We start from the raw sequence: 21,152 nt of genomic DNA on the forward strand, positions 1-21,152 counted from the left end.
GTCCCCGGCAGCGCACCTTGAGGACGAAAGTGTCAACAGTGAGCGAGACAACGCACGGCAGTGCGGTCGCCATGAGTGCTGCACCATCACCCGACGAGGGGCTGTCGGCCGCCGAGCTGGCGAGGAAGTACGGCCTGTCGGTCAGCGGCGCCCGCCCGTCGCTGCCGGAGTACGCCCGGCAGCTGTGGGACCGGCGGCACTTCATCCTTGCCTTCTCCCGGGCCAAGATGACGGCCCAGTACAGCAAGGCCAAGCTGGGGCAGCTCTGGCACGTGGCCACGCCCCTGCTGAACGCCATGGTCTACCTGCTGATCTTCGGCGTGCTGATGGGGCAGGGCGGAAAGCTCGGGGGAATGGGGACCTACATCCCCTTCCTGGTGACGGGTGTGTTCGTCTTCACCTTCACCCAGAGCTCGGCGCTCTCCGGGGTCCGGGCCATCTCGGGCAACCTGGGGCTGGTGCGCGCCCTGCACTTCCCGCGGGCCGCGCTGCCGATCTCCTTCGCACTGCAGCAGCTTCAGCAGCTGCTGTTCTCCATGTGCGTGGTCTTCGCCTTCCTGATCGGTTTCGGCCATATGCCGGCGCTGTCCTGGCTGCTGATCGTGCCGGTGCTGGTGCTGCAGTTCGTCTTCAACACCGGCCTGTCGCTGATCCTGGCGCGGATGGGCAGCAAGACCCCGGACCTCGCGCAGCTCCTGCCGTTCATCCTGCGGACGTGGATGTACGCGTCCGGTGTGATGTACAACATGGTCGCGGCGCTGAAGAACGCGAAGGCGCCCGGCTGGGTCATCGACGTGCTGAGCGCCAACCCGGCCGCGGTCTACATCGACCTGATGCGGTCCTCCCTGATCACCAGCCACGCGGCCGAGAAGCACATCAACCTGCCGCAGCACGTCTGGCTGCTGGCCGTCGGCTGGGCCGTCGTCGTCGGCCTCGGGGGCTTCGTGTACTTCTGGAAGGCTGAGGAGCAGTACGGCCGTGGCTGAGCAGAGCACCGCCCCCGACGGGGCCCGTATCCCCACCGTGATCGCGGACGACGTGCACATCGTCTACCGCGTCTACGGCGGCAACACCGGCCGGGGCAGCGCCACCGCCGCGCTCAACCGGATCGTCAAGCGCACCCCGGGCGCCGGGGTGCGCGAGGTGCACGCCGTCAAGGGTGTGAGCTTCACCGCGTACCGGGGCCAGGCCATCGGCCTCATCGGCTCCAACGGCTCGGGCAAGTCCACGCTGCTGAAGGCCATCGCCGGGCTGCTGCCCACCGAGCGCGGCAAGGTCTACACCGACGGTCAGCCGTCCCTGCTGGGCGTCAACGCCGCGATGATGAACGACCTCACCGGCGAGCGGAACGTCATCCTCGGCGGTCTCGCGATGGGCATGACCCACGAGGAGATCCGCGAGCGCTACCAGGACATCGTCGACTTCTCCGGCATCAACGAGAAGGGCGACTTCATCACCCTGCCGATGCGGACGTACTCGTCCGGCATGGCGGCCCGGCTGCGCTTCTCCATCGCCGCGGCGAAGAAGCACGACGTGCTGATGATCGACGAGGCGCTGGCCACGGGTGACCGGTCCTTCCAGAAGCGCTCGGAGGCGCGGGTGCGCGAGCTGCGCCAGGAGGCCGGCACGGTCTTCCTGGTCAGCCACAACAACCGCTCGATCCGGGACACCTGCGACCGGGTCCTCTGGCTGGAACGCGGCGAGTTGCTGATGGACGGCCCGACGGACGAGGTCGTCCGGGCCTATGAGAAGGAGACCGCCCGCTGAGGGCGGAATCGGGCCTCCCGCCGCGACCGCGCGGTGGGAGGCCCGTCTCCGTTTCCGTGTCAGAAAATGACATGGACGCGCATATTGACTGGGACGGGTCCGGCAGGGCGTGGCATTGTATGGATCAAGCACGGACCTCGGCGAAGACCGCGTGCTTGTACGGCGTACGCTGTAGCGTGCTGTGCCAGGGAGGCGCCCGGCGATGCCGGGCACCGGGGGCGTTTCAGGGGCGGCTCACGGGGGAGCAGGGCAGGAGGCCGCGCTGCGGCGTGTCCGAAATAGGATGTTCTGGGTCGGCAGTGTAGAACGGGAGATGTGACGGCGATGGCTGTGATGGCTGCGGGGCCTCTCCAGATCAGAGGCGCATACGCCGTCTGTGGTCCGGGCAGCCCGCGATGACCGCGGGGACGGACGCGCACGCGCGTGCCGTGCTCGACAAGGCCGCGCACGAGAACTTCCCGGTCGCGCCGTTCTTCCTGCCGCGCGCCCGGCGTGACGATCTGATGGCGATCTACGGGTACGCGCGGCTGGTCGACGACATCGGCGACGGCGACGTGGCCCCCGGCGGGCGCGACGCCGAGCTGCTGGGCCTCGGCCGCGAGCGGGCGGACGACCGGCTCGCGATGCTCGACGCCTTCGAGGCCGACCTGCGGCGGGTCTTCGCCGACCACGGCACCGGCCCGCGCCACCCGCTGCTCCGGCGGATCCGGCCGCTGGTCCGGCGGCACGGCCTCACCCCGGAGCCCTTCCTGGGCCTGATCGAGGCCAACCGGCAGGACCAGCGGGTGCGCCGCTACGCCACGTACGGCGACCTGGCCGCCTACTGCGAGCTGTCGGCGAACCCCGTCGGACGGCTTGTGCTCGGGGTCACCGGCACGGCCAGCCCCGAGCGGATCCGCCGCTCGGACGCGGTCTGCACGGCGCTCCAGATCGTCGAGCACCTCCAGGACGTGGCCGAGGACCTGGCACGTGACAGGATCTACCTCCCGGCCGAGGACATGGATCGTTTCCGGGTGAGCGAGGCCGACCTCGCGCGGCCCAGTGCGGGCGCGTCGGTGCGCGCCCTGGTCGCGTTCGAGGCGGAACGCGCCCGGTGCCTGCTGAATGAAGGGACCCCCCTGGTGGGTAGCGTCCACGGCAGGCTGAAGCTGTTGCTCGCGGGGTTCGTGGGCGGGGGGAGGGCCGCGCTCCGGGCGGTCGCCGCCGCGGGACACGACGTACTCCCCGGACCGCCCAAGCCCACCAAGCTCAGCCTGCTGCGCGAGGTGGGGGCGACACTGCGAAGAGAGGGGTGAGCGGGACCGTGATCGGAACGCCACACGCGTCCGCACCGGTACTCGCCGCGTACAGCTACTGCGAGGCCGTCACCGGACAGCAGGCCGGCAACTTCAGCTATGGGATCAGGCTGCTGCCCACCGCCAAGCGGCGGGCCATGTCCGCGCTCTACGCCTTCTCCCGGCGGGTCGACGACATCGGGGACGGGCCGCTGGACGACGAGTCCAAGCGGCTGCGGCTGGAGGAGACGCGCGCCGTGCTCGGCCGGATAAGGGACGGCGACGTCGAGGAGGACGACACCGACCCGGTGGCCGTCGCCCTGGCGCACGCCGCGCGGCGCTTTCCCATTCCGCTCGGCGCGCTCGACGAACTGATCGACGGCGTTCAGATGGACGTTCGCGGCGAGACCTACGAGACCTGGGACGACCTGGCGGTGTACTGCCGCTGTGTCGCGGGGTCGATCGGACGGCTCTCGCTGGGCGTGTTCGGCACCGTGCCCGGCGCACGGGACGCCGAGCGCGCCTCCGAGTACGCCAATACGCTGGGGCTGGCGCTCCAGCTCACCAACATCCTGCGTGACGTCCGGGAGGACGCGGCCAACGGCCGTACCTACCTCCCCTCCGAGGACCTCGCCAAGTTCGGCTGCTCGGCCGGGTTCGGCTCCGCCGTCCCGCCGGAGGGCGCCGACTTCACCGGCCTGGTGGCCTTCGAGGTCCGGCGCGCCCGCGCGCTGTTCGCCGAGGGCATGCGGCTGCTGCCGATGCTCGACCGGCGCAGCGGCGCCTGTGTCGCCGCGATGTCCGGCATCTACCGCCGGCTGCTCGACCGCATCGCCGAGACCCCGCAGGCCGTGCTGCGCGGCCGGGTCTCGCTCCCCGGCCGGGAGAAGGCCCTGGTGGCCGTCCGCGGGCTGTCCGGCTACGACGCGCGCAGCGTCCACCGGCAGACCGCCAGGGGGCGCGCTTGATGACCCCCGCCCGCACCGGCGGGCCGGACGCCGGGGGACCGCGCGCGGGCGCAACCTCCGATGGCGCGGACGCGTCCCTGACAGCAGCCAGAAGGGTGGGAGCATGACGGAGACGGACGCACCCGCCGTACCCGCCGGCCGGTCGGGCCACTCCGACGGGTCGGCCGCCGTGGTGGTCGGCGGCGGGCTCGCCGGCGTCACCGCGGCGCTCGAACTCGCCGCCGCCGGGCTCCGGGTCACGCTGCTGGAGGGCCGCCCCCGACTGGGCGGCCTCGCCTTCTCGTTCCGGCGCGGCGAGCTGACGGTCGACAACGGGCAGCACGTCTTCCTGCGCTGCTGCACCGCCTACCGCTGGTTCCTCGACCGGATCGACGCCGGCCACCTCGCCACCGTGCAGGACCGCCTCGACGTCCCGGTGCTGGACGTCGGCCACCGCTCCGGCCGCCCGCGACTGGGCCGGCTGCGCCGGGCCGGGCTGCCGGTCCCGCTGCACCTGGCCGCCAGCCTGGCCACGTACCCGCACCTGTCGTTCGCCGAGCGGATGGGCGTCGGCCGCGCCGCGCTGGCGCTGCGCGGGCTCGACCCCGCCGACCCGGCGCTGGACGACATCGACTTCGCCACCTGGCTGCACCGCCACGGGCAGTCGGCCCGTACCGTCGAGGCGCTCTGGGACCTGGTGGGCGTCGCCACGCTGAACGCCACCGCCGACCAGGCGTCGCTGGGGCTGGCCGCCAAGGTCTTCAAGACCGGGCTGCTCTCCGAGCCCGGCGCCGCCGACATCGGCTGGGCCGGCGTCCCGCTCGGCGAGCTGCACGACACCCGGGCCCGCGCCGCGCTGGACAAGGCCGGGGTGCGGGTGGCGCTGCGCACCCGCGTCACCGGGCTCACCCGGGCCGACGGCGGTGGCTGGCGGGTGGAGACCGAGACCGGGCCGGGCACCGGCGAGCGGCTGGAGGCCGACGCCGTGGTGCTCGCCGTACCGCAGCGAGAGGCGCACGCCCTGCTGCCGGACGGCGCGCTGCCCGACGCCGGGCGGCTGCTGGAGATCGGCACCGCGCCGATCCTCAACCTGCATGTGATTTATGATCGCAAAGTCCTGCGGCAGCCGTTCTTCACGGCGCTCGGGTCTCCCGTGCAGTGGGTCTTCGACCGGACGCACTCGTCCGGTCTGGCGGCCCGCACCGCGAGCGGCCAGTACCTCGCCGTCTCCCAGTCGGCCGCGCAGGACGACATCGACCGGCCGGTCGCCGAGCTGCGGGCGCGCTACCTGCCCGAGCTGGAGCGGCTGCTGCCGGCCGCCCGCGGCGCCGGCGTGCGGGACTTCTTCGTGACCCGGGAGCGGACAGCGACGTTCGCCCCCACACCGGGCGTCGGCCGGCTGCGGCCGGGCGCCCGGACCGACGCGCCCGGCCTGTTCCTGGCCGGTGCGTGGACCGCAACCGGCTGGCCCGCGACCATGGAGGGCGCCGTGCGCAGTGGTCTCAGCGCCGCGGACGCGGCCCTCTCCGGGCTCGGCCGGACCTATCGCAGCCCCGTGCGGGAGGCGGTATGACCCAGCGAGCCCCCCAGGCGCCCGCCCCCCGAACGGGGCGTGCGTGAGCACGATCACCAGAGGAGAGACCGTGACTTCGGCGATCCCAGCCTGCGATACCGGCGACGTCAGCGCCCTGTTGGAGCGCGGACGGACGCTCGCCGCGCCGGTGTTGCGTGCCGCCGTCAACCGGCTCGCGGCACCGATGGACACCGTGGCCGCCTACCACTTCGGCTGGATCGACGTCGACGGGCGGCCGACGGACGCGGACAGCGGCAAGGCCGTCCGCCCCGCCCTGGCCCTGCTCTCGGCCGAGGCCGCCGGCGCCGCCCCGGAGACGGGCGTGCCGGGGGCGGTGGCCGTCGAGCTCGTGCACAACTTCTCGCTGCTGCACGACGACCTGATGGACGGCGACGAGCAGCGCCGGCACCGCGACACCGTCTGGAAGGTGCACGGCCCGGCGCAGGCGATCCTCGTCGGCGACGCCCTCTTCGCGCTCGCGAACGAGGTGCTGCTGGAGCTGGGGACGGCCGAGGCCGGCCGGGCCACCCGCCGGCTGACCACCGCCACCCGCAAGCTCATCGACGGCCAGGCCCAGGACATCTCCTACGAGCACCGCGAGCGGGTCACCGTGGCGGAGTGCCTGGAGATGGAGGGCAACAAGACCGGTGCCCTGCTGGCCTGCGCCGCCTCCATCGGCGCGGTGCTCGGCGGCGCCGACGACCGCACGGCCGACGTCCTGGAGGCGTACGGCTACCACATGGGCCTCGCCTTCCAGGCGGTGGACGACCTGCTGGGCATCTGGGGCGACCCGGAGGCCACCGGCAAGCAGACCTGGAGCGATCTGCGGCAGCGCAAGAAGTCGCTGCCGGTCGTGGCCGCCCTGGCGGCGGGCGGGCCGGCCTCCGAGCGGCTCGCGGCCATCCTGGCCGAGGACGCCAAGCTGACCGACGCCCAGCTCGCCGACTTCGACGAGGAAGAATTCGCCAGCCGCGCGGCGTTGATCGAGGAGGCCGGCGGTCGGGAGTGGACCTCGCAGGAGGCCCGCCGGCAGCACGCGACGGCGATCGAGGCGCTGGACGGAGTTGACATCCCGTCAGATATCCGGGCCCGTCTCGTCGCGCTGTCGGACTTCGTTGTAGTACGAAAGAGATGATGAGTATTCACCCGAACTAGCCATCGCGGTCGCCGGCCGGCGCGCTGCTCGCGTCGGTCGACGGAAACCCCAGGTACGGCAGTACGGCAGAGAAGCAACTCACTGCATTAGGGGAAACCATGACAGCGACGACCGACGGCGCCGGGGCTCTTCTGCCCCGTGTCGCCGAGGCCGGTCACAGCGCCACCGCTGTGACAGAAGTGAAGGAGGAGGCGGCCGGCGGAGCACCGGCCGCCGTCCGCGCCGCCGCCGAGCGGGCCACCGCCCGGGCGACCGAGTACCTCCTGTCCCGCCAGAACGAGCAGGGATGGTGGAAGGGCGACCTGGAGACCAACGTCACCATGGACGCCGAGGACCTGCTGCTCCGCGAGTTCCTGGGGATCAGGGACGACCGCACCACCCGCGCCGCCGCCCGCTGGATCCGCTCCCAGCAGCGTCCCGACGGCACCTGGGCCACCTTCCACGGCGGCCCCGGCGAACTGTCCGCCACCGTCGAGGCGTACGTCGCCCTCCGGCTGGCCGGGGACGCCCCGGACGAGCCGCACATGGCCGCCGCCTCCGCCTGGGTCCGCGAACGCGGCGGCATCGCCGCCAGCCGGGTCTTCACCCGGATCTGGCTGGCCCTCTTCGGCTGGTGGAAATGGGAGGACCTCCCGGAGATGCCTCCGGAGATCATGTTCCTCCCCAAGTGGATGCCGCTGAACATCTACGACTTCGCCTGCTGGGCCCGGCAGACCATCGTGCCGCTCACCGTCGTCGGCGCCCACCGGCCCGTACGGCCCGCGCCGTTCGCCCTCGACGAGCTGCACACCGACCCCCGCCGCCCCAACCCGCCGCGCCCGCCCGCGCCGGCCGCCACCTGGGACGGCTTCTTCCAGCGCCTGGACAAGGCGCTGCACGCCTACCGCAGGGTCGCCGTCCGCCCGCTGCGCCGCGCGGCGCTCAACGCCGCCGCCCGCTGGATCGTCGAGCGTCAGGAGAACGACGGCTGCTGGGGCGGCATCCAGCCCCCGGCGGTCTACTCCGTCATCGCCCTCAGCCTCCTCGGCTACGACCTCGACCACCCCGTGCTGCGCGCGGGCCTGGAGTCGCTGGACCGCTTCGCCGTCTGGCACGAGGACGCCGACGGCGAACCGGTCCGGATGATCGAGGCGTGCCAGTCCCCGGTCTGGGACACCTGCCTGGCCACCATCGCGCTCGCCGACGCGGGACTCGCCCCGGACCACCCGGCGCTGGTGAAGGCCGCCGACTGGATGCTGGACGAGCAGGTGCTGCGCCCCGGCGACTGGTCCGTCCGGCGCCCCAAACTCCAGCCCGGCGCCTGGGCGTTCGAATTCCACAACGACAACTACCCGGACGTCGACGACACCGCCGAGGTGGTGCTCGCCCTGCTGCGCGTCCGGCACCCGGACCCGGCGCGGGTCCAGGAGGCCGTCCGGCGGGCGATGCGGTGGACCGTGGGCATGCGGTCGAGGAACGGCGCGTGGGCCGCGTTCGACGTCGACAACACCAGCCCCTTCCCCAACCGGCTCCCGTTCTGCGACTTCGGCGAGGTCATCGACCCGCCCTCCGCGGACGTGACCGCCCACGTGGTCGAGGCGCTGGCCGTCCTCGGCAAGCAGCACGACCCCCGCGCGCGCGGGGGCATCGAGTGGCTGCTCGCCGAACAGGAGGAGTGCGGCGCCTGGTTCGGCCGCTGGGGCGTCAACTACGTCTACGGCACCGGTGCGGTGGTCCCCGCGCTCGTCGCCGCGGGCCTGCCCGGCTCCCACCCCGCCCTCCGGCGGGCCGTCGCCTGGCTGGAGAGCGTCCAGAACGCCGACGGCGGCTGGGGCGAGGACCTCCGCTCCTACCGGGACGCCGACTGGATGGGCCGCGGCGCCTCCACCGCCTCCCAGACCGCCTGGGCCCTGCTGGCCCTGCTGGCGGCGGGGGAGCGGGACAGTCCCGCCGTCGAACGCGGGGTGGCCTGGCTGGCCGACACCCAGCGCCCGGACGGCTCCTGGGACGAGCCCTACTTCACCGGCACGGGCTTCCCCTGGGACTTCTCCATCAACTACCACCTGTACCGGCAGGTGTTCCCGCTCACGGCCCTCGGCCGCTACCTGCACGGCGAGCCCTTCGCTGCCCGGGAGGTCTGATGGACCCCGGCACGGAACCACCCGTAGCGCCCCTGCTGGTCGCCTGCGCCCTGGGCATCGAGCGCCTCGCCCTGCGCGGCGGCCGGCACGGCGCGGCGGGCTCCGCCACCATCCTGCGCACGGGCATGGGCCCGCAGGCGGCGGACCGTGCCGTGACCGCGGCGCTCGGCGGCGACGGCAGGTACGCCGCGCTCGCCGACGCCGCGGTGATCGCCACCGGGTTCTGCGCCGGCCTCGCCCCCGGGATGCACCCCGGGGACCTGGTCGTCGCCGACGAGACCCGGGACGCCGAAGGGCGCACCGAGTGCGCCGGCGTGGAGCTCCTCGCCAAGGAGCTCGCCCGGGTGGTACCCAGGCGCACCATCCACACCGGCCCACTGGTAGGTTCCGACCATGTGGTGCGCGGGGCGGAACGATCCGCCCTGCACGCCTCGGGGGCGCTCGCGGTGGACATGGAGTCCGCCGCCACGCTCAGAAGCGCCGTCCGGGCCGGCCCGCGCCCGGTTGCGGCCGTCCGAGTGGTCGTGGACGCTCCCGAACACGAGCTTGTCCGCATCGGGACCCTGCGCGGTGGAATATCGGCATTCCGCGTGCTGCGCACCGTCCTTCCGGCCTTTTTTGCATGGCACCGTTCTTTGCTGCTCCCCAGGAGGTGAGCCAGATGGCAATGCCGCTTCGTCAGTCCATCCGCGTAGGCACCTATCTCGCAGAACAGAAGCTGCGCAGGCGGGAGAAGTTCCCGTTGATCGTGGAACTGGAACCGCTCTTCGCGTGCAACCTCAAGTGCGAGGGCTGCGGCAAGATCCAGCACCCGGCGGGGATCCTGAAGCAGCGCATGCCGGTGGCGCAGGCGGTCGGCGCGGTGCTGGAGTCCGGCGCGCCGATGGTCTCCATCGCGGGTGGCGAACCCCTGATGCATCCCCAGATCGACGAGATCGTGCGGCAGTTGGTGGCCAAGAGGAAATACGTCTTCCTCTGCACCAACGCGATGCTGCTGCGCAAGAAGCTCGACAAGTTCAAGCCCTCCCCGTATTTCGCCTTCGCGGTGCACATCGACGGGCTGCGCGAGCGGCACGACGAGTCCGTGGCGAAGGAGGGCGTCTTCGACGAGGCGGTGGCGGCCATAAAGGAGGCGAAGCGGCGCGGCTTCCGGGTCACCACCAACTCGACCTTCTTCAACACCGACACCCCCCAGACCATCGTCGAGGTGCTCAACTACCTCAACGACGACCTGAAGGTGGACGAGATGATGATCTCGCCCGCCTACGCCTACGAGAAGGCCCCCGACCAGGACCACTTCCTGGGCGTCGAGCAGACCCGGGAGCTGTTCTCCAAGGCGTTCGCCGGCGGCAACCGGAAGCGGTGGCGGCTCAACCACAGCCCCCTCTTCCTGGACTTCCTGGAGGGCAAGGCCGACTTCCCCTGCACCGCCTGGGCCATCCCCAACTACTCGCTCTTCGGCTGGCAGCGTCCCTGCTACCTGATGAGCGACGGGTACGTGCCCACCTACCGGCAGCTGGTCGAGGAGACCGACTGGGACAAGTACGGCCGCGGCAAGGACCCGCGCTGCGCCAACTGCATGGCGCACTGCGGCTACGAGCCCACCGCCGTGCTGGCGACCATGAGTTCGCTCAAGGAGTCGCTGCGCGCCGTCCGCGAGACCGTCTCGGGCAACCGGGACTGACCGCCGTGACCGTGACGGAACCGGTCGCCCTCGGCATGCCCTCCGTCCCCGCCCGGATCGCCGTACGCCGGCCCAGCCGGCAGATCCGGGTCGGGTCGGTGGCCGTGGGCGGGGACGCGCCGGTGTCGGTGCAGTCGATGACGACGACGCGGACGTCGGACATCGGTGCGACGTTGCAGCAGATCGCGGAGCTGACGGCGTCGGGGTGCCAGATCGTGCGGGTGGCGTGTCCGACGCAGGACGACGCGGACGCGTTGAAGGTGATCGCGGCGAAGTCGCAGATCCCGGTGATCGCGGACATCCACTTCCAGCCGAAGTACGTGTTCGCGGCGATCGATGCCGGGTGTGCGGCGGTGCGGGTGAATCCGGGGAACATCAAGCAGTTCGACGACAAGGTCAAGGAGATCGCCAAGGCGGCCTCCGACGCCGGGACGCCGATCCGCATCGGTGTGAACGCCGGGTCGCTGGACCGCCGCCTGCTGCAGAAGTACGGCAAGGCCACCCCCGAGGCGCTGGTGGAGTCGGCGCTGTGGGAGGCGTCGCTGTTCGAGGAGCACGGCTTCCGCGACATCAAGATCTCGGTCAAGCACAACGACCCGGTGGTGATGGTCAACGCCTACCGGCAGCTCGCCGCCCAGTGCGACTACCCGCTGCACCTGGGGGTGACGGAGGCGGGCCCGGCGTTCCAGGGCACGATCAAGTCGGCCGTGGCCTTCGGTGCGCTGCTGTCGGAGGGGATCGGTGACACGATCCGGGTCTCGCTGTCGGCGCCGCCGGCGGAGGAGGTCAAGGTCGGCATCCAGATCCTGGAGTCGCTGAACCTGCGCCAGCGTCGGCTGGAGATCGTCTCGTGTCCGTCGTGCGGGCGGGCGCAGGTGGACGTCTACAAGCTGGCCGACGAGGTGACGGCGGGCCTGGAGGGCATGGAGGTGCCGCTGCGCGTGGCGGTGATGGGCTGTGTGGTCAACGGTCCGGGTGAGGCGCGTGAGGCGGACCTGGGTGTGGCGTCCGGCAATGGCAAGGGGCAGATCTTCGTGAAGGGCGAGGTCATCAAGACCGTCCCCGAGTCGAAGATCGTCGAGACCCTCATCGACGAAGCGACGAAGCTGGCCGACCGGATGGCGGCGGCGGGCACGCCCTCGGGGCCGCCCGCCGTCACCGTCGCCGGCTAGCGAGGACCGACACGGGACCCGGCGCGAGGGGCCGGGGACGACCGGGGGAGCCGACGGGCCGGAAGGCGGCCGGAGAGATCCGGCGGCCGGGGCGGCCCGGCGGAGCCCCGGAACAGACAAGGCCGACTGAGCTAAGGAGGGGGCCGGCGTGTCGCTGCTGGAGAACATCCGCGGTCCGCGGGACCTGAAAGCACTGGACGCGGAGGAGCTGGACGAACTCGCGGCGGAGATCCGCCACTTCCTGGTGCACGCCGTCGCCAGGACCGGCGGCCACCTCGGTCCCAACCTCGGCGTGGTGGAGCTCACCATCGCGCTGCACCGCTCCTTCGACTCGCCCTCCGACCGGGTCCTCTGGGACACCGGACACCAGTCGTACGTCCACAAACTGCTGACGGGACGTCAGGACTTCTCCAAGCTCCGCAGCAAGGGCGGCCTCTCCGGCTACCCCTCCCGCGAGGAGTCCGAGCACGACGTCATCGAGAACAGCCACGCCTCCACCGTCCTGAGCTGGGCCGACGGCCTCGCCAAGGCCAACCAGGTGCTCGGCCGCTGGAACCGGCACGTCGTCGCCGTCATCGGCGACGGCGCCCTCACCGGCGGCATGGCCTGGGAGGCGCTCAACAACATCGCCGCCGCCAAGGACCGGCCGCTGATCATCGTCGTCAACGACAACGAGCGCAGCTACGCGCCCACCATCGGCGGCCTCGCCGACCACCTGGCCACCCTGCGCACCACCGACGGCTACGAGCGCTTCCTCGCCCGCGGCAAGGAGACGATCCAGGGCCTGCCCCTGATCGGCAAGCCCCTGTACGAGTCGCTGCACGGCGCGAAGAAGGGGTTCAAGGACGCCTTCGCCCCGCAGGGCATGTTCGAGGACCTCGGCCTGAAGTACCTCGGGCCGATAGACGGGCACGACATCGCCGCCGTCGAGTCCGCGCTGCGCCGCGCCAAGCGCTTCCACGGGCCCGTCCTGGTGCACGTGCGGACGGAGAAGGGGCGAGGCTACCGGCCCGCCCTGGAGGACGAGGCCGACCGCTTCCACACCGTCGGCGTGATGAACTCGCTCACCGGCGAGCCGCTCGCCCCCGCCACCGGCACCTCGTGGACCTCGGTCTTCGGCGACGAGATGGTGCGCATCGGCGCCGAGCGGGCGGACGTGGTGGCGCTCACCGCCGCGATGCTCCACCCGGTCGGCCTGACGAAGTTCGCCGAGCGGTTCCCCGACCGGGTCTGGGACGTGGGCATCGCCGAGCAGCACGCCGCCACGTCCGCGGCCGGACTGGCGACGGGCGGGCTGCACCCGGTCTTCGCCGTCTACGCCACCTTCCTCAACCGGGCCTTCGACCAGGTGCTGATGGACGTCGCCCTGCACAAGTGCGGCGTCACCTTCGTCCTGGACCGCGCGGGCGTCACCGGCACCGACGGCCCGTCGCACAACGGCATGTGGGACATGTCCGTCCTCCAGGTCGTCCCCGGCCTGCGGATCGCCGCCCCGCGCGACGCCACCCGGCTGCGCGACGAACTCCGCGAGGCCGTCGACGTCTCCGACGCCCCCACCGTCGTCCGCTTCCCCAAGGCGACCGTCGGGGCCGACATCCCGGCGGTGGACCGCGCCGGCGGCATGGACGTCCTGCACCGCGCGGAGACGCCCGACGTGCTGCTCGTCGCCGTCGGCACCATGGCCGAGGTCGCGCTGGAGGCCGCCGGCCTGCTGGCCGCCCGCGGCACCGGCTGCACCGTCGTCGACCCCCGCTGGGTCAAACCGGTCGACCCCGCACTGCCCGCCCTCGCCGCCGGACACCGCATGGTGGCCGTCGTCGAGGACAACAGCCGCACCGGCGGCGTCGGCTGGGCCGTCGCCCAGGCGCTGCGCGACGCGGACGTCGACCTGCCCGTCGAGACCATCGGCATCCCGGAGCGGTTCCTCGCCCACGCGAAACGCTCCGAGGTGCTGGCCGACCTGGGCCTCACCCCCGCCGAGACCGCCGGCCGGATCAGCGCGGTCCTGGCCCGCAAGGAGGCCGGGAGGGCCCCGCGCCGGGCCGCCGCCCCGGCGCGTAAGGAGAACGCATGACCGTCGAATCCACCGAGGACGCCGCCGCCGGGACCAAGGGCTTCGACCTCGCCCGGCTGCTCGCCGAGCGCGGCGGCGAACGGTACGAGCTGCACGCCCGGCACCTCAACCACCAGCTGCCCCGGATGCTGCACACCATCGGCTTCGACAAGGTGTACGAGCGGGCCGAGGGTGCCTACTTCTGGGACGCCGACGGCGACGACTACCTCGACATGCTCGCCGGTTTCGGGGTGATGGGCCTCGGCCGCCACCACCCCGTCGTCCGCAAGGCCCTGCACGACGTACTCGACGCCTCGCTCGCCGACCTGACCCGCTTCGACTGCCCGCCGCTGCCCGGCCTGCTCGCCGAGAAGCTGCTCGGCTACGCGCCGCACCTGGACCGGGTGTTCTTCGGCAACAGCGGTACGGAGGCGGTCGAGACCGCCCTGAAGTTCGCCCGCTACGCCACCGGGAAACCGCGCGTCCTGTACTGCGCGCACGCCTTCCACGGGCTCACCACCGGCTCCCTGTCCGTCAACGGCGAGAGCGGCTTCCGCGACGGCTTCGCCCCGCTGCTCCCGGACACGGCGATCGAGCTGGGCGACCTGGACGCACTGGAGCGGGAGTTGCGGCGCGGCGACGTCGCCGCGTTCGTCGTCGAGCCGATCCAGGGCAAGGGCGTCCACCTGCCCCCGCCCGGCTTCCTCCGCGCCGCGCAGGAACTGCTGCACCGGCACAAGGCGCTGCTCATCGCCGACGAGGTGCAGACGGGGCTGGGGCGTACCGGGAAGTTCTTCGCCTACCAGTACGAGCAGGGCGTCGAGCCGGACCTGGTGTGCGTGGCCAAGTCGCTGTCCGGCGGCTACGTGCCCGTCGGGGCCACGCTGGGCAAGGACTGGATCTTCAAGAAGGTCTACTCCTCGATGGACCGCGTCCTCGTCCACTCCGCCAGCTTCGGCTCCAACGCCCAGGCGATGGCGGCCGGTCTCGCCGTCCTGTCGGTGATGGAGGACGAGCGCGTCGTCGAGAACGCCCGGGCCACCGGTGACCTGCTGCGGTCACGGCTGTCCGCGCTCGTCGACAAGTACGAGCTGCTGCACGACGTCCGGGGCCGCGGCCTGATGATCGGCATCGAGTTCGGACGGCCCAAGTCGCTGGCCCTGCGGGGGCGGTGGACCATGCTGCAGGCCGCGCGGAAGGGGCTGTTCGCGCAGATGGTGGTGGTGCCGCTGCTGCGGAAGCACCGGATCCTGACGCAGGTGTCGGGGGACCACCTGGAAGTCATCAAGCTGATTCCGCCGCTGGTCATCGGGGAGCGGGAGGTCGAGCGCTTCGTCACGGCGTTCACCGCGGTGATGGACGAGGCGCATGGGGGCGGGTCGTTGATGTGGGACTTCGGGCGGACGCTGGTGAAGCAGGCGGTGGTGAATCGGTGAGGGGGCCCCGGACCCCCTTTTCGCGGCTTCGCCGCTTGTCCTCAAACGCCGGACGGGCTTGATTCCGCCGGGCGCACGATGTAGCCCGTACGGCATGCGAATCACCCAAGCGGGTCTGGACGATCTCCGGACTCGCTCCACGCTTGTGTCGTACCTCAAAAGCCGGTAACGGGCTGCCCTGTCAGCGCCTGGGCGATCTGCCAGAGCTGACCGTTGCGCGACGCCTTTATGAGTACCTTGTCGCCTGGGAGAAGGATCTTTTCGAGCAGTTGTGCGGCGGTTGCGTTGTCGGCGGCCATCGCAATCTGAGGGACGCCGGCAGCACCCGCGTGGAGGACGAGCTGCTTCACCATGTCCCCGCCGACCCCGACCACGATGTCGATGCCCAGCTCTCCCGCCATGCGTCCAATGGAGCGGTGGGCCTCCAAGGCATCGTCGCCAAGCTCGAGCATTTCGCCGAGTACGGCGATCGTCCGGCCGCCGACCGCTTTGCCGTCTGTCTCGGTCACGAGAGACCTCCGTCGGGTAGGGGCGCGAAGGTGATCGCGCGGCCGGTGTAGGAAGTGGAGAGGCGGCTGAGGGGGACGCGGTCGTGCGTCTGGCCCCAGGCCGACGGATCCCGAAAGAAGATGGTGGGGTCGGGTCCGTCCTCGTAGCCGCGGAGGATGACTAGGTGTCCGCCGGCGCGGCCGTCGTCCGGGAACTGCTCCGTCACAGACACAATGAGCGGGGCATCATCGAGCCGTCTCGACAGCTCTTTGGCGGGGACGGGTTCCGCGGTCGAGGGCACTCCGAGTTCGGAGGCCAGGCTCGCGATCCCCGCGTGAACCGCTCCGCGCGGGGTCAGGATTTCGTGCTTGACCGCGAGTTTCAGGAGTTCGGTCACCGTCGGCGCTGGGCGCCCGTAGGCGAGAAGGATCATCCGAAGTGACGCCAGGCCGCACGCCCGGTTGGACCACTCGATCCGGTCTCCGAGTGCCCACCCGCCGTGTAGATCCCATTCGGCGGGGTCGATGAGCTGTCGGCACATGGGCACTTCGTGGACGCGCGGCACAGTGGCAGGCTCCTACGGCAAGACGATGGCCTCCCGAGTCGCCGTGATGCTGGAGAACACGGGAGTGGGCAGGGGGACATCGTACGGCGGTCGGGCCAGAGCCTCGTGCAACATCGCCAGAACGCAATCCGTGTGCGTGAGGCCGACCATCGCCGCTCCGACCGCGAAGTTGCTGTCACGAGACATGCCCGGCGTGCTGTTGACCTCCAGCACGTACGCGCCACCGTCATCGGTGACGATGAAGTCGATCCGGGCCGAGCCGCGCAAGCCGATTCCGTCCCACAGCGTCCGGGTGTCCCGGGCGATCCGGTTCAGCGCCACGGGTTCCAGCTCTGCGGCCCGGACGGCGACGGTGCCCCTTGAGTCCGGGTCGAGCTTGGTGTCGGCGTCGTAGAACTCGGCTTCGGTCGCCTCGGTGGTGAGCGGAGGAAAGATCATGACGGAGCCGCCCGGGAGCTCCAGCATCCCTACGGTGACGGGAGTGCCGATGATGTAGTCCTCCACGAGTACCTCGCCGCCGCTTTCGACGGCGGCCCCCGCAAGGGCCCGGGGCAGGTCGGCCGCGTCGCGGACAAGGCTCATACCCACGCTGGACCCGCCGAAGGGCGGCTTCACCATGACGGCTTGACTGCCCCAGTTCACCGGGCCGCCCGACCAAAGGCGCCAGCCCGGCGTGGGGACGCCGAGGGTCAGCATGACGCGCTTACAGAGGACCTTATCGGCCGCCACCGCGGATGCCTGTACCCCGCTGCCGCAGTAGGGCACGCGCAGATAATCGAGCAGGCCCTGAAGGCGGCCGTCCTCCCCGAAGGGTCCGTGCAGGTTCGAGAGGGCCACGTCGTACGAGACCAGCTCCCTGATGAAGTCGGGCTGAGTAGGGTCCAGCACGCTCCACTGAGTCCCGATCTCTTCGAGCGCCTCACCCAGGGCGGTCACGGACCTCTGCTCGACGGGACACTTGGAGTGGTAGAGCCTGTCCTCGGCAGAGACGGGCCCGTAGATGAGGGCGACGCCGAGGCCCTGCCGGCCTCGCCCCCACCCGCGGAGCTCCTCGGCGGCGTGGTGCGCCGCCTGCCGTGAGCTGGAGTCGAGAAAGACGGTCATGCGAGTACCCCTTCGAAGGTTTGGGTGACGGGCCCGCCAACCCAGGCGGCTCGGTCCGGGCGCTCGTCGTGCGGACGGACGGTCAGCGGTTCGCCGGCCTGGTTGTGGACGGTGACCTCGCGCTTTGCGACCAGGCCACGCATGGTCGCGATGACGACGGCGGCGACTGCTCCGCTGCCGCACGAAAGCGTCTCGGCCTCGACCCCACGTTCGTAAGTGCGGATCTTGAGTGCCTGGCGGCCAAGACGCTGAACGAAGTTGACGTTGGTGCCGATCGGCGTCAGGTTCCTGTGGTGCCGGACGACACGGCCGACCACTTCGGCGTTGACGGCGTCCACGTCGTCCACCACGGCGACGACGTGCTCCGTGCCGGTGTGCACGCTGTCGAACCATGTCGGCCGGCCGTTGATGATCGTCTGCACGACGCGGGGCTCGATGGGCCCCACTTCGGCGGTGACCCACACGGAATCGGTGTCGACGGTCGCTTCGTGCAGGACACCCGCCATGTGGAGCTGCATCGTCCGAAAGCCCTGGTCACACCGGGCCGCCCACGCCGCGCAGCGCAGCGCGTTGCCGCACATCGTCGCGATCGAGCCGTCCGCGTTGAAGCATTCGACTTCGAGCACCGTGTGGGGGGCGCTGGCGAAGCGGCTGACGACCAGGCCGTCCGCCCCCACGCCGGTCCGCCTGGCGCAGAGACGTGCCGCTTCCTTGGGCCAGTCCGTCTGGGCGTTCAGGCGGGGGTTCGTGAAGAGGATGAAGTCGTTGCCCGCTCCGTGGATCTTGCGAAAGCGCATGGCAAAGCTCCTCGCGTGATGGGTTGAGCCGGGTGGTGGCAACTCGGACAGGCAGCACTCAGTGCCAGGTGATGGGCCGGTAAACGGTCCGCGGGGTGCGCATGACCAGCGGAGCGTGTCCGGCGAAGAGGAGAATGCGGTAGGCGGAGGTGCCGGCGGCCCGCATGTCCCGGACGCGTTGGTAGCTGCCGTTGAGGAGAACGAAATCCCCTATGCGGACGTCCATCGGCAGCCGGGTGGCCTTCGCGGTTCCCACCGGCGGCGGGGGTTCGGAGGGCTGCTCTTTGCTGCGGCGCTTGTACACCTCAGCCCCTCCAGACGTCCAGCAAGAGCATCTCCAGGCGGTGGCGGAGCGGCGCCATGTCGATCGAGGAGAGGGGCACCCAAGCCGCCGCGCCCCTTTCGATCGCCGAGGGAAAGACCGCGTCGGAGTGGGCCCGGAAGAGGTAGCGGAAGCCCACGCGAAGGCGCTGTCCGTACGCGTGCCCCCTCGGCGGGGTCACGTCGATCAGGAACGGGCCGTCGTCCGCCGGCTGCCTCCAGATGTCCCGGATGCCGACTTCCTCGGTCAGAAGACGAAGTCCGGCCTCCACGAGGGAGTTGTCCCGCTCTTCCGGCTCGGCCTCGGCCAGGGCGAAGCCCCCAGCGTGCCGCAGGCAGAGGAGGCGGTCCTGTTCGTCGGCGACGACGGCCGCGGCCATGACGAGGGGGCAGCGTTGGTTGTGGGTGCAGCCTCGACGGCGCGAGTGGTCGAGGGCTGCGTCGTACACCGGTGCCAAGATCTTTTGGTCTTCGGGGTGCAAGTGGATGTAGCGGTTGAGCTCCCGGACGATCTGGTCTTCCTGAACGCTCACGGCGCACCCAGCCCGTTGCGTTCCGTGTAAATCCACAGGAGTCGCCGGGTCAGGAGGGCCACGTCCCGCAGGTAGAGGAACGCGCCGAAGGTGGGGGTGCTGTGGGTCGGCCGGTTGTTGTAGTCGATCAGGGTGTAGCCCTTGCGAACCAGCTCTCGTACCTCTTGATCGTTGTCGGCCCCGAGCTCTTCGCAGAGCAGCAGGTTCAGATGACCGACGACGGCCGGCGTCACGCTGTCCATGGCCTCGCGGGTCGTGGTGTCCATCCGCAAGGCGAGAGCGGACTCAGTGCGCGAGGCGATGCCCTCGATGTCGATGGGAAGACTGCCGTCGGCAGCGTCCTCGGCCATCCCCACCACCTTGCCGGTACTTGCCAAAGTCATCACTGCCCCCTCCGGGCAAGTTTTGAGCCGTGCCAAAGAAGCTAGGAGGGGGCCGGATGACGCTCCACGAACGTGCCGGAACTTGCCAGGCGTTCACCCTAGAGATTCGATGGCGGCGGTGATGAGTTCACGCGCGGCGCCACCGTAGACGGCAAGTTCAGCCAGGTCGCTGAAGGTCTTGGCATACATGGCAAGTTCGTGCTGCTGCACGACGGTGAGATGGGCTGAGACAAGCTCGACATTCACCGTCGCATCGTCGTAGAGAAAGAACCCTTCGACCGGCCAGAGTTTTGTGCGGTCTGCGTCCTGGGGGATGATGCCGATGCTCACCGATGGCAGTGCCATGGCGCTCAGGAGGTAGCCGAGTTGGCCTGCCATCACGTCCGTGCCGCCGATGCGGTATCGCAGCACGCTTTCCTCCAGGAGGATGGCGAATTTGTGGTTCCCGTAGACGATCTTCTGTTTCTCCATGCGCACGGCGACGGCCGCCGGCACGTCGTCGACGAGCCCGCGGCGGTCGCGAATGGAGGTGAGGAGTGCCGTGATGTATGAGGCCGTCTGTACGGGTCCAGGGATGAGCCACGGGGAGTAGATACGGAATCGCTCAGTACGCTCCCAGAGTGGAACTACTGACTCCTGTGCCCACTTCAGGCCGTGACGCTCCATCTTGCGCCACTCGACGTACATGCCCTCAATGCCGCGGGCTGTGGTGATGAGGTCCTCGACGTCACCCTCAGCGTCGCACGCGGTACACCAAGCGCGGAGGTCGCGCTCCGAGGGCGCACGGGTGCCGCTCTCGAAGCGTGATGCTTTCGACTCGTGCCAGCCAAGCCGGCGAGCCAGCTCTCGCTTGGTGAGATCGGCTCCCATCCGGATCTCGGCCAAGCGTCGTCCGAGAGCCTTACGGGCTTCCTGGACGCTCGAAGAGGGAGAGGCCATGGCAGGTGACGGTACAGCCCGACCGGTCAGGCCAACTCGAACTGAGAGTGTGGCGTCCCCCGCTCCCACACGGCCTCGAAGGCCGCGCCGCAGAGCTTCGCCACCTCCGGGTCTTCCGTGAGTTCCATGTCCATGTTCTCGCCCTCGCCGTCGAAGTGGTTGACGAGGACGAGGTGGGAGTCGAACACCCAGAAGTCGTTACCCGGGAGTGCCAGGTCGGTTGCGCCGCGCCGTGAGAGCCAGCGCACGCTCTCCCCGGCGGCGATGTTCAGCCCGTCCGTCACGTCGTACTCGAAGCGGATGTACTCGCTGACGGGCGTCGAGACGACGCGGGCCCGTCGGACCTCGACGCCCCGCGACACGGCGCGCGTAACGGTGGTGTGCCAGTCAGCCCAGCGCTCGGCGGGGTTGAGGGGCACGCCGGCCTTCCAGTCGATGAAGGCTGGATCCGACTTCATGTACGCGTCGCGCATCTCCAGGTGGACGGCCGTCCGCCGGCAGTCGCGGAACAGTTCCTCAAACGTTGGGGGCTGAGCCATCCGTCGTCACCTCCACGTCGGCGTCCTTGGCGTGCAGTCCCATCTCCAGGAAGAACTTGACCACGCGACGGGGGATCTCCACTGCCGACTCGTGGTCGGGGATGTCCATCTCCCCGAGACGCTCGGCGTCTTCCACCTTCCACCCCTGGACGAGGTAGGTGTCCTTCACGTCGTCGTAGTAGATGGTGGGCGAACCGCCGCTGGGGCTCTCCGGGTCCTTGCCGAGCATGATCAGGGCCATGATGTCCTCCTCGGACGCCAGTGACGATCTGTGCGCCCGATCTTGCCCGCGACCGTGTC

At 70.6% G+C, this 21,152-nt stretch carries 22 protein-coding genes; 12 read left to right on the plus strand and 10 right to left on the minus strand.

The window, feature by feature from the left end; translation table 11 throughout:
* Positions 1-38 precede the first annotated feature (38 nt).
* From J7W19_RS27205 to J7W19_RS27260, 12 genes are all read left to right on the plus strand, one after another.
* Entirely contained in the window at positions 39-986 is a 948-nt protein-coding gene (locus J7W19_RS27205; protein WP_004951777.1) for an ABC transporter permease, read from the plus strand.
* Entirely contained in the window at positions 979-1,767 is a 789-nt protein-coding gene (locus tag J7W19_RS27210) for an ABC transporter ATP-binding protein (RefSeq protein WP_004951780.1), read from the plus strand. The genes J7W19_RS27205 and J7W19_RS27210 overlap by 8 nt, the downstream gene beginning before the upstream one ends.
* 395 nt (positions 1,768-2,162) lie before the next feature.
* Positions 2,163-3,062, plus strand: a complete 900-nt coding sequence (hpnC, locus tag J7W19_RS27215; RefSeq protein WP_004951782.1) for a squalene synthase HpnC — start codon at positions 2,163-2,165, stop codon at positions 3,060-3,062.
* Between the two features lie 8 nt (positions 3,063-3,070).
* On the plus strand, positions 3,071-4,009 hold the full coding sequence (gene hpnD / locus J7W19_RS27220) for a presqualene diphosphate synthase HpnD (protein ID WP_078588210.1): 939 nt from the start codon (positions 3,071-3,073) through the stop codon (positions 4,007-4,009).
* Between the two features lie 103 nt (positions 4,010-4,112).
* On the plus strand, positions 4,113-5,561 hold the full coding sequence (hpnE, locus tag J7W19_RS27225; protein WP_004951786.1) for a hydroxysqualene dehydroxylase HpnE: 1,449 nt from the start codon (positions 4,113-4,115) through the stop codon (positions 5,559-5,561).
* A 70-nt stretch (positions 5,562-5,631) separates the two neighbouring features.
* On the plus strand, positions 5,632-6,696 hold the full coding sequence (locus J7W19_RS27230) for a polyprenyl synthetase family protein (protein ID WP_004951789.1): 1,065 nt from the start codon (positions 5,632-5,634) through the stop codon (positions 6,694-6,696).
* A gap of 119 nt (positions 6,697-6,815) precedes the next feature.
* A complete protein-coding gene (gene shc / locus J7W19_RS27235) occupies positions 6,816-8,837 on the plus strand; it encodes a squalene--hopene cyclase (protein WP_040891867.1) in 2,022 nt (673 codons plus the stop codon).
* A complete protein-coding gene (locus tag J7W19_RS27240; protein ID WP_004951795.1) occupies positions 8,837-9,493 on the plus strand; it encodes a phosphorylase family protein in 657 nt (218 codons plus the stop codon). Before shc ends, J7W19_RS27240 begins: the two co-directional genes overlap by 1 nt.
* Before the next feature lie 5 nt (positions 9,494-9,498).
* Positions 9,499-10,521 carry an adenosyl-hopene transferase HpnH gene (gene hpnH / locus J7W19_RS27245; protein WP_040891869.1) on the plus strand — a complete coding sequence of 341 codons (1,023 nt, stop codon included), beginning with the start codon at positions 9,499-9,501 and terminating at the stop codon, positions 10,519-10,521.
* 35 nt (positions 10,522-10,556) lie between these two features.
* Entirely contained in the window at positions 10,557-11,693 is a 1,137-nt protein-coding gene (ispG, locus tag J7W19_RS27250) for a flavodoxin-dependent (E)-4-hydroxy-3-methylbut-2-enyl-diphosphate synthase (protein ID WP_210455465.1), read from the plus strand.
* A 148-nt stretch (positions 11,694-11,841) separates the two neighbouring features.
* Positions 11,842-13,767, plus strand: coding sequence for a 1-deoxy-D-xylulose-5-phosphate synthase (gene dxs / locus J7W19_RS27255; RefSeq protein WP_004941369.1), 1,926 nt, complete (start codon positions 11,842-11,844; stop codon positions 13,765-13,767).
* Entirely contained in the window at positions 13,764-15,182 is a 1,419-nt protein-coding gene (locus J7W19_RS27260; RefSeq protein ID WP_004941368.1) for an aspartate aminotransferase family protein, read from the plus strand. Before dxs ends, J7W19_RS27260 begins: the two co-directional genes overlap by 4 nt.
* Positions 15,183-15,337: 155 nt before the next feature.
* On the opposite strand, the gene J7W19_RS27265 is transcribed toward J7W19_RS27260, so the two are convergent.
* The 10 genes from J7W19_RS27265 to J7W19_RS27310 form a co-directional block, all read right to left on the minus strand.
* A complete protein-coding gene (locus J7W19_RS27265; protein ID WP_004941367.1) occupies positions 15,338-15,691 on the minus strand; it encodes a glutamate ligase domain-containing protein in 354 nt (117 codons plus the stop codon).
* The gene (locus tag J7W19_RS27270) at positions 15,688-16,212 is read right to left on the minus strand and encodes a C39 family peptidase (RefSeq protein ID WP_040888575.1); all 525 of its coding nucleotides are present in this window, start codon (positions 16,210-16,212) and stop codon (positions 15,688-15,690) included. The genes J7W19_RS27265 and J7W19_RS27270 overlap by 4 nt, the downstream gene beginning before the upstream one ends.
* A gap of 36 nt (positions 16,213-16,248) precedes the next feature.
* The gene (locus J7W19_RS27275; protein WP_004941364.1) at positions 16,249-17,340 is read right to left on the minus strand and encodes a D-alanine--D-alanine ligase family protein; all 1,092 of its coding nucleotides are present in this window, start codon (positions 17,338-17,340) and stop codon (positions 16,249-16,251) included.
* A complete protein-coding gene (dapF, locus tag J7W19_RS27280) occupies positions 17,337-18,137 on the minus strand; it encodes a diaminopimelate epimerase (RefSeq protein WP_004941362.1) in 801 nt (266 codons plus the stop codon). The genes J7W19_RS27275 and dapF overlap by 4 nt, the downstream gene beginning before the upstream one ends.
* Before the next feature lie 58 nt (positions 18,138-18,195).
* A complete protein-coding gene (locus J7W19_RS27285; RefSeq protein WP_106429550.1) occupies positions 18,196-18,441 on the minus strand; it encodes a hypothetical protein in 246 nt (81 codons plus the stop codon).
* 1 nt (position 18,442) lies between these two features.
* The gene (locus J7W19_RS27290) at positions 18,443-18,991 is read right to left on the minus strand and encodes an NUDIX hydrolase (RefSeq protein WP_004941358.1); all 549 of its coding nucleotides are present in this window, start codon (positions 18,989-18,991) and stop codon (positions 18,443-18,445) included.
* Positions 18,988-19,374, minus strand: a complete 387-nt coding sequence (locus J7W19_RS27295; protein ID WP_233478184.1) for a hypothetical protein — start codon at positions 19,372-19,374, stop codon at positions 18,988-18,990. Before J7W19_RS27295 ends, J7W19_RS27290 begins: the two co-directional genes overlap by 4 nt.
* Positions 19,375-19,467: 93 nt before the next feature.
* On the minus strand, positions 19,468-20,313 hold the full coding sequence (locus J7W19_RS27300; protein ID WP_040888569.1) for a helix-turn-helix domain-containing protein: 846 nt from the start codon (positions 20,311-20,313) through the stop codon (positions 19,468-19,470).
* 26 nt (positions 20,314-20,339) lie between these two features.
* On the minus strand, positions 20,340-20,852 hold the full coding sequence (locus J7W19_RS27305) for a DUF6879 family protein (RefSeq protein WP_004941353.1): 513 nt from the start codon (positions 20,850-20,852) through the stop codon (positions 20,340-20,342).
* Positions 20,830-21,093: a hypothetical protein gene (locus J7W19_RS27310; RefSeq protein ID WP_004941351.1), complete on the minus strand. Its 264-nt coding sequence runs from the start codon at positions 21,091-21,093 to the stop codon at positions 20,830-20,832. Before J7W19_RS27310 ends, J7W19_RS27305 begins: the two co-directional genes overlap by 23 nt.
* Positions 21,094-21,152 lie beyond the last annotated feature (59 nt).

This window comes from Streptomyces mobaraensis NBRC 13819 = DSM 40847 (assembly GCF_017916255.1).
GTDB classification, from domain to species: domain Bacteria; phylum Actinomycetota; class Actinomycetes; order Streptomycetales; family Streptomycetaceae; genus Streptomyces; species Streptomyces mobaraensis.

Coding starts and splice junctions, on each gene's coding strand:
- J7W19_RS27300 (WP_040888569.1), bottom strand. CDS start 20,313: ATGGCCTCTCCCTCTTCGAGCGTCCAGGAAGCCCGTAAGGCTCTCGGA.
- J7W19_RS27240 (WP_004951795.1), top strand. CDS start 8,837: ATGGACCCCGGCACGGAACCACCCGTAGCGCCCCTGCTGGTCGCCTGC.
- J7W19_RS27270 (WP_040888575.1), bottom strand. CDS start 16,212: ATGTGCCGACAGCTCATCGACCCCGCCGAATGGGATCTACACGGCGGG.
- hpnE (WP_004951786.1), top strand. CDS start 4,113: ATGACGGAGACGGACGCACCCGCCGTACCCGCCGGCCGGTCGGGCCAC.
- J7W19_RS27260 (WP_004941368.1), top strand. CDS start 13,764: ATGACCGTCGAATCCACCGAGGACGCCGCCGCCGGGACCAAGGGCTTC.
- shc (WP_040891867.1), top strand. CDS start 6,816: ATGACAGCGACGACCGACGGCGCCGGGGCTCTTCTGCCCCGTGTCGCC.
- hpnC (WP_004951782.1), top strand. CDS start 2,163: ATGACCGCGGGGACGGACGCGCACGCGCGTGCCGTGCTCGACAAGGCC.
- J7W19_RS27295 (WP_233478184.1), bottom strand. CDS start 19,374: ATGACTTTGGCAAGTACCGGCAAGGTGGTGGGGATGGCCGAGGACGCT.
- J7W19_RS27275 (WP_004941364.1), bottom strand. CDS start 17,340: ATGACCGTCTTTCTCGACTCCAGCTCACGGCAGGCGGCGCACCACGCC.
- dapF (WP_004941362.1), bottom strand. CDS start 18,137: ATGCGCTTTCGCAAGATCCACGGAGCGGGCAACGACTTCATCCTCTTC.
- ispG (WP_210455465.1), top strand. CDS start 10,557: ATGCCCTCCGTCCCCGCCCGGATCGCCGTACGCCGGCCCAGCCGGCAG.
- hpnH (WP_040891869.1), top strand. CDS start 9,499: ATGGCAATGCCGCTTCGTCAGTCCATCCGCGTAGGCACCTATCTCGCA.
- J7W19_RS27305 (WP_004941353.1), bottom strand. CDS start 20,852: ATGGCTCAGCCCCCAACGTTTGAGGAACTGTTCCGCGACTGCCGGCGG.
- J7W19_RS27310 (WP_004941351.1), bottom strand. CDS start 21,093: ATGGCCCTGATCATGCTCGGCAAGGACCCGGAGAGCCCCAGCGGCGGT.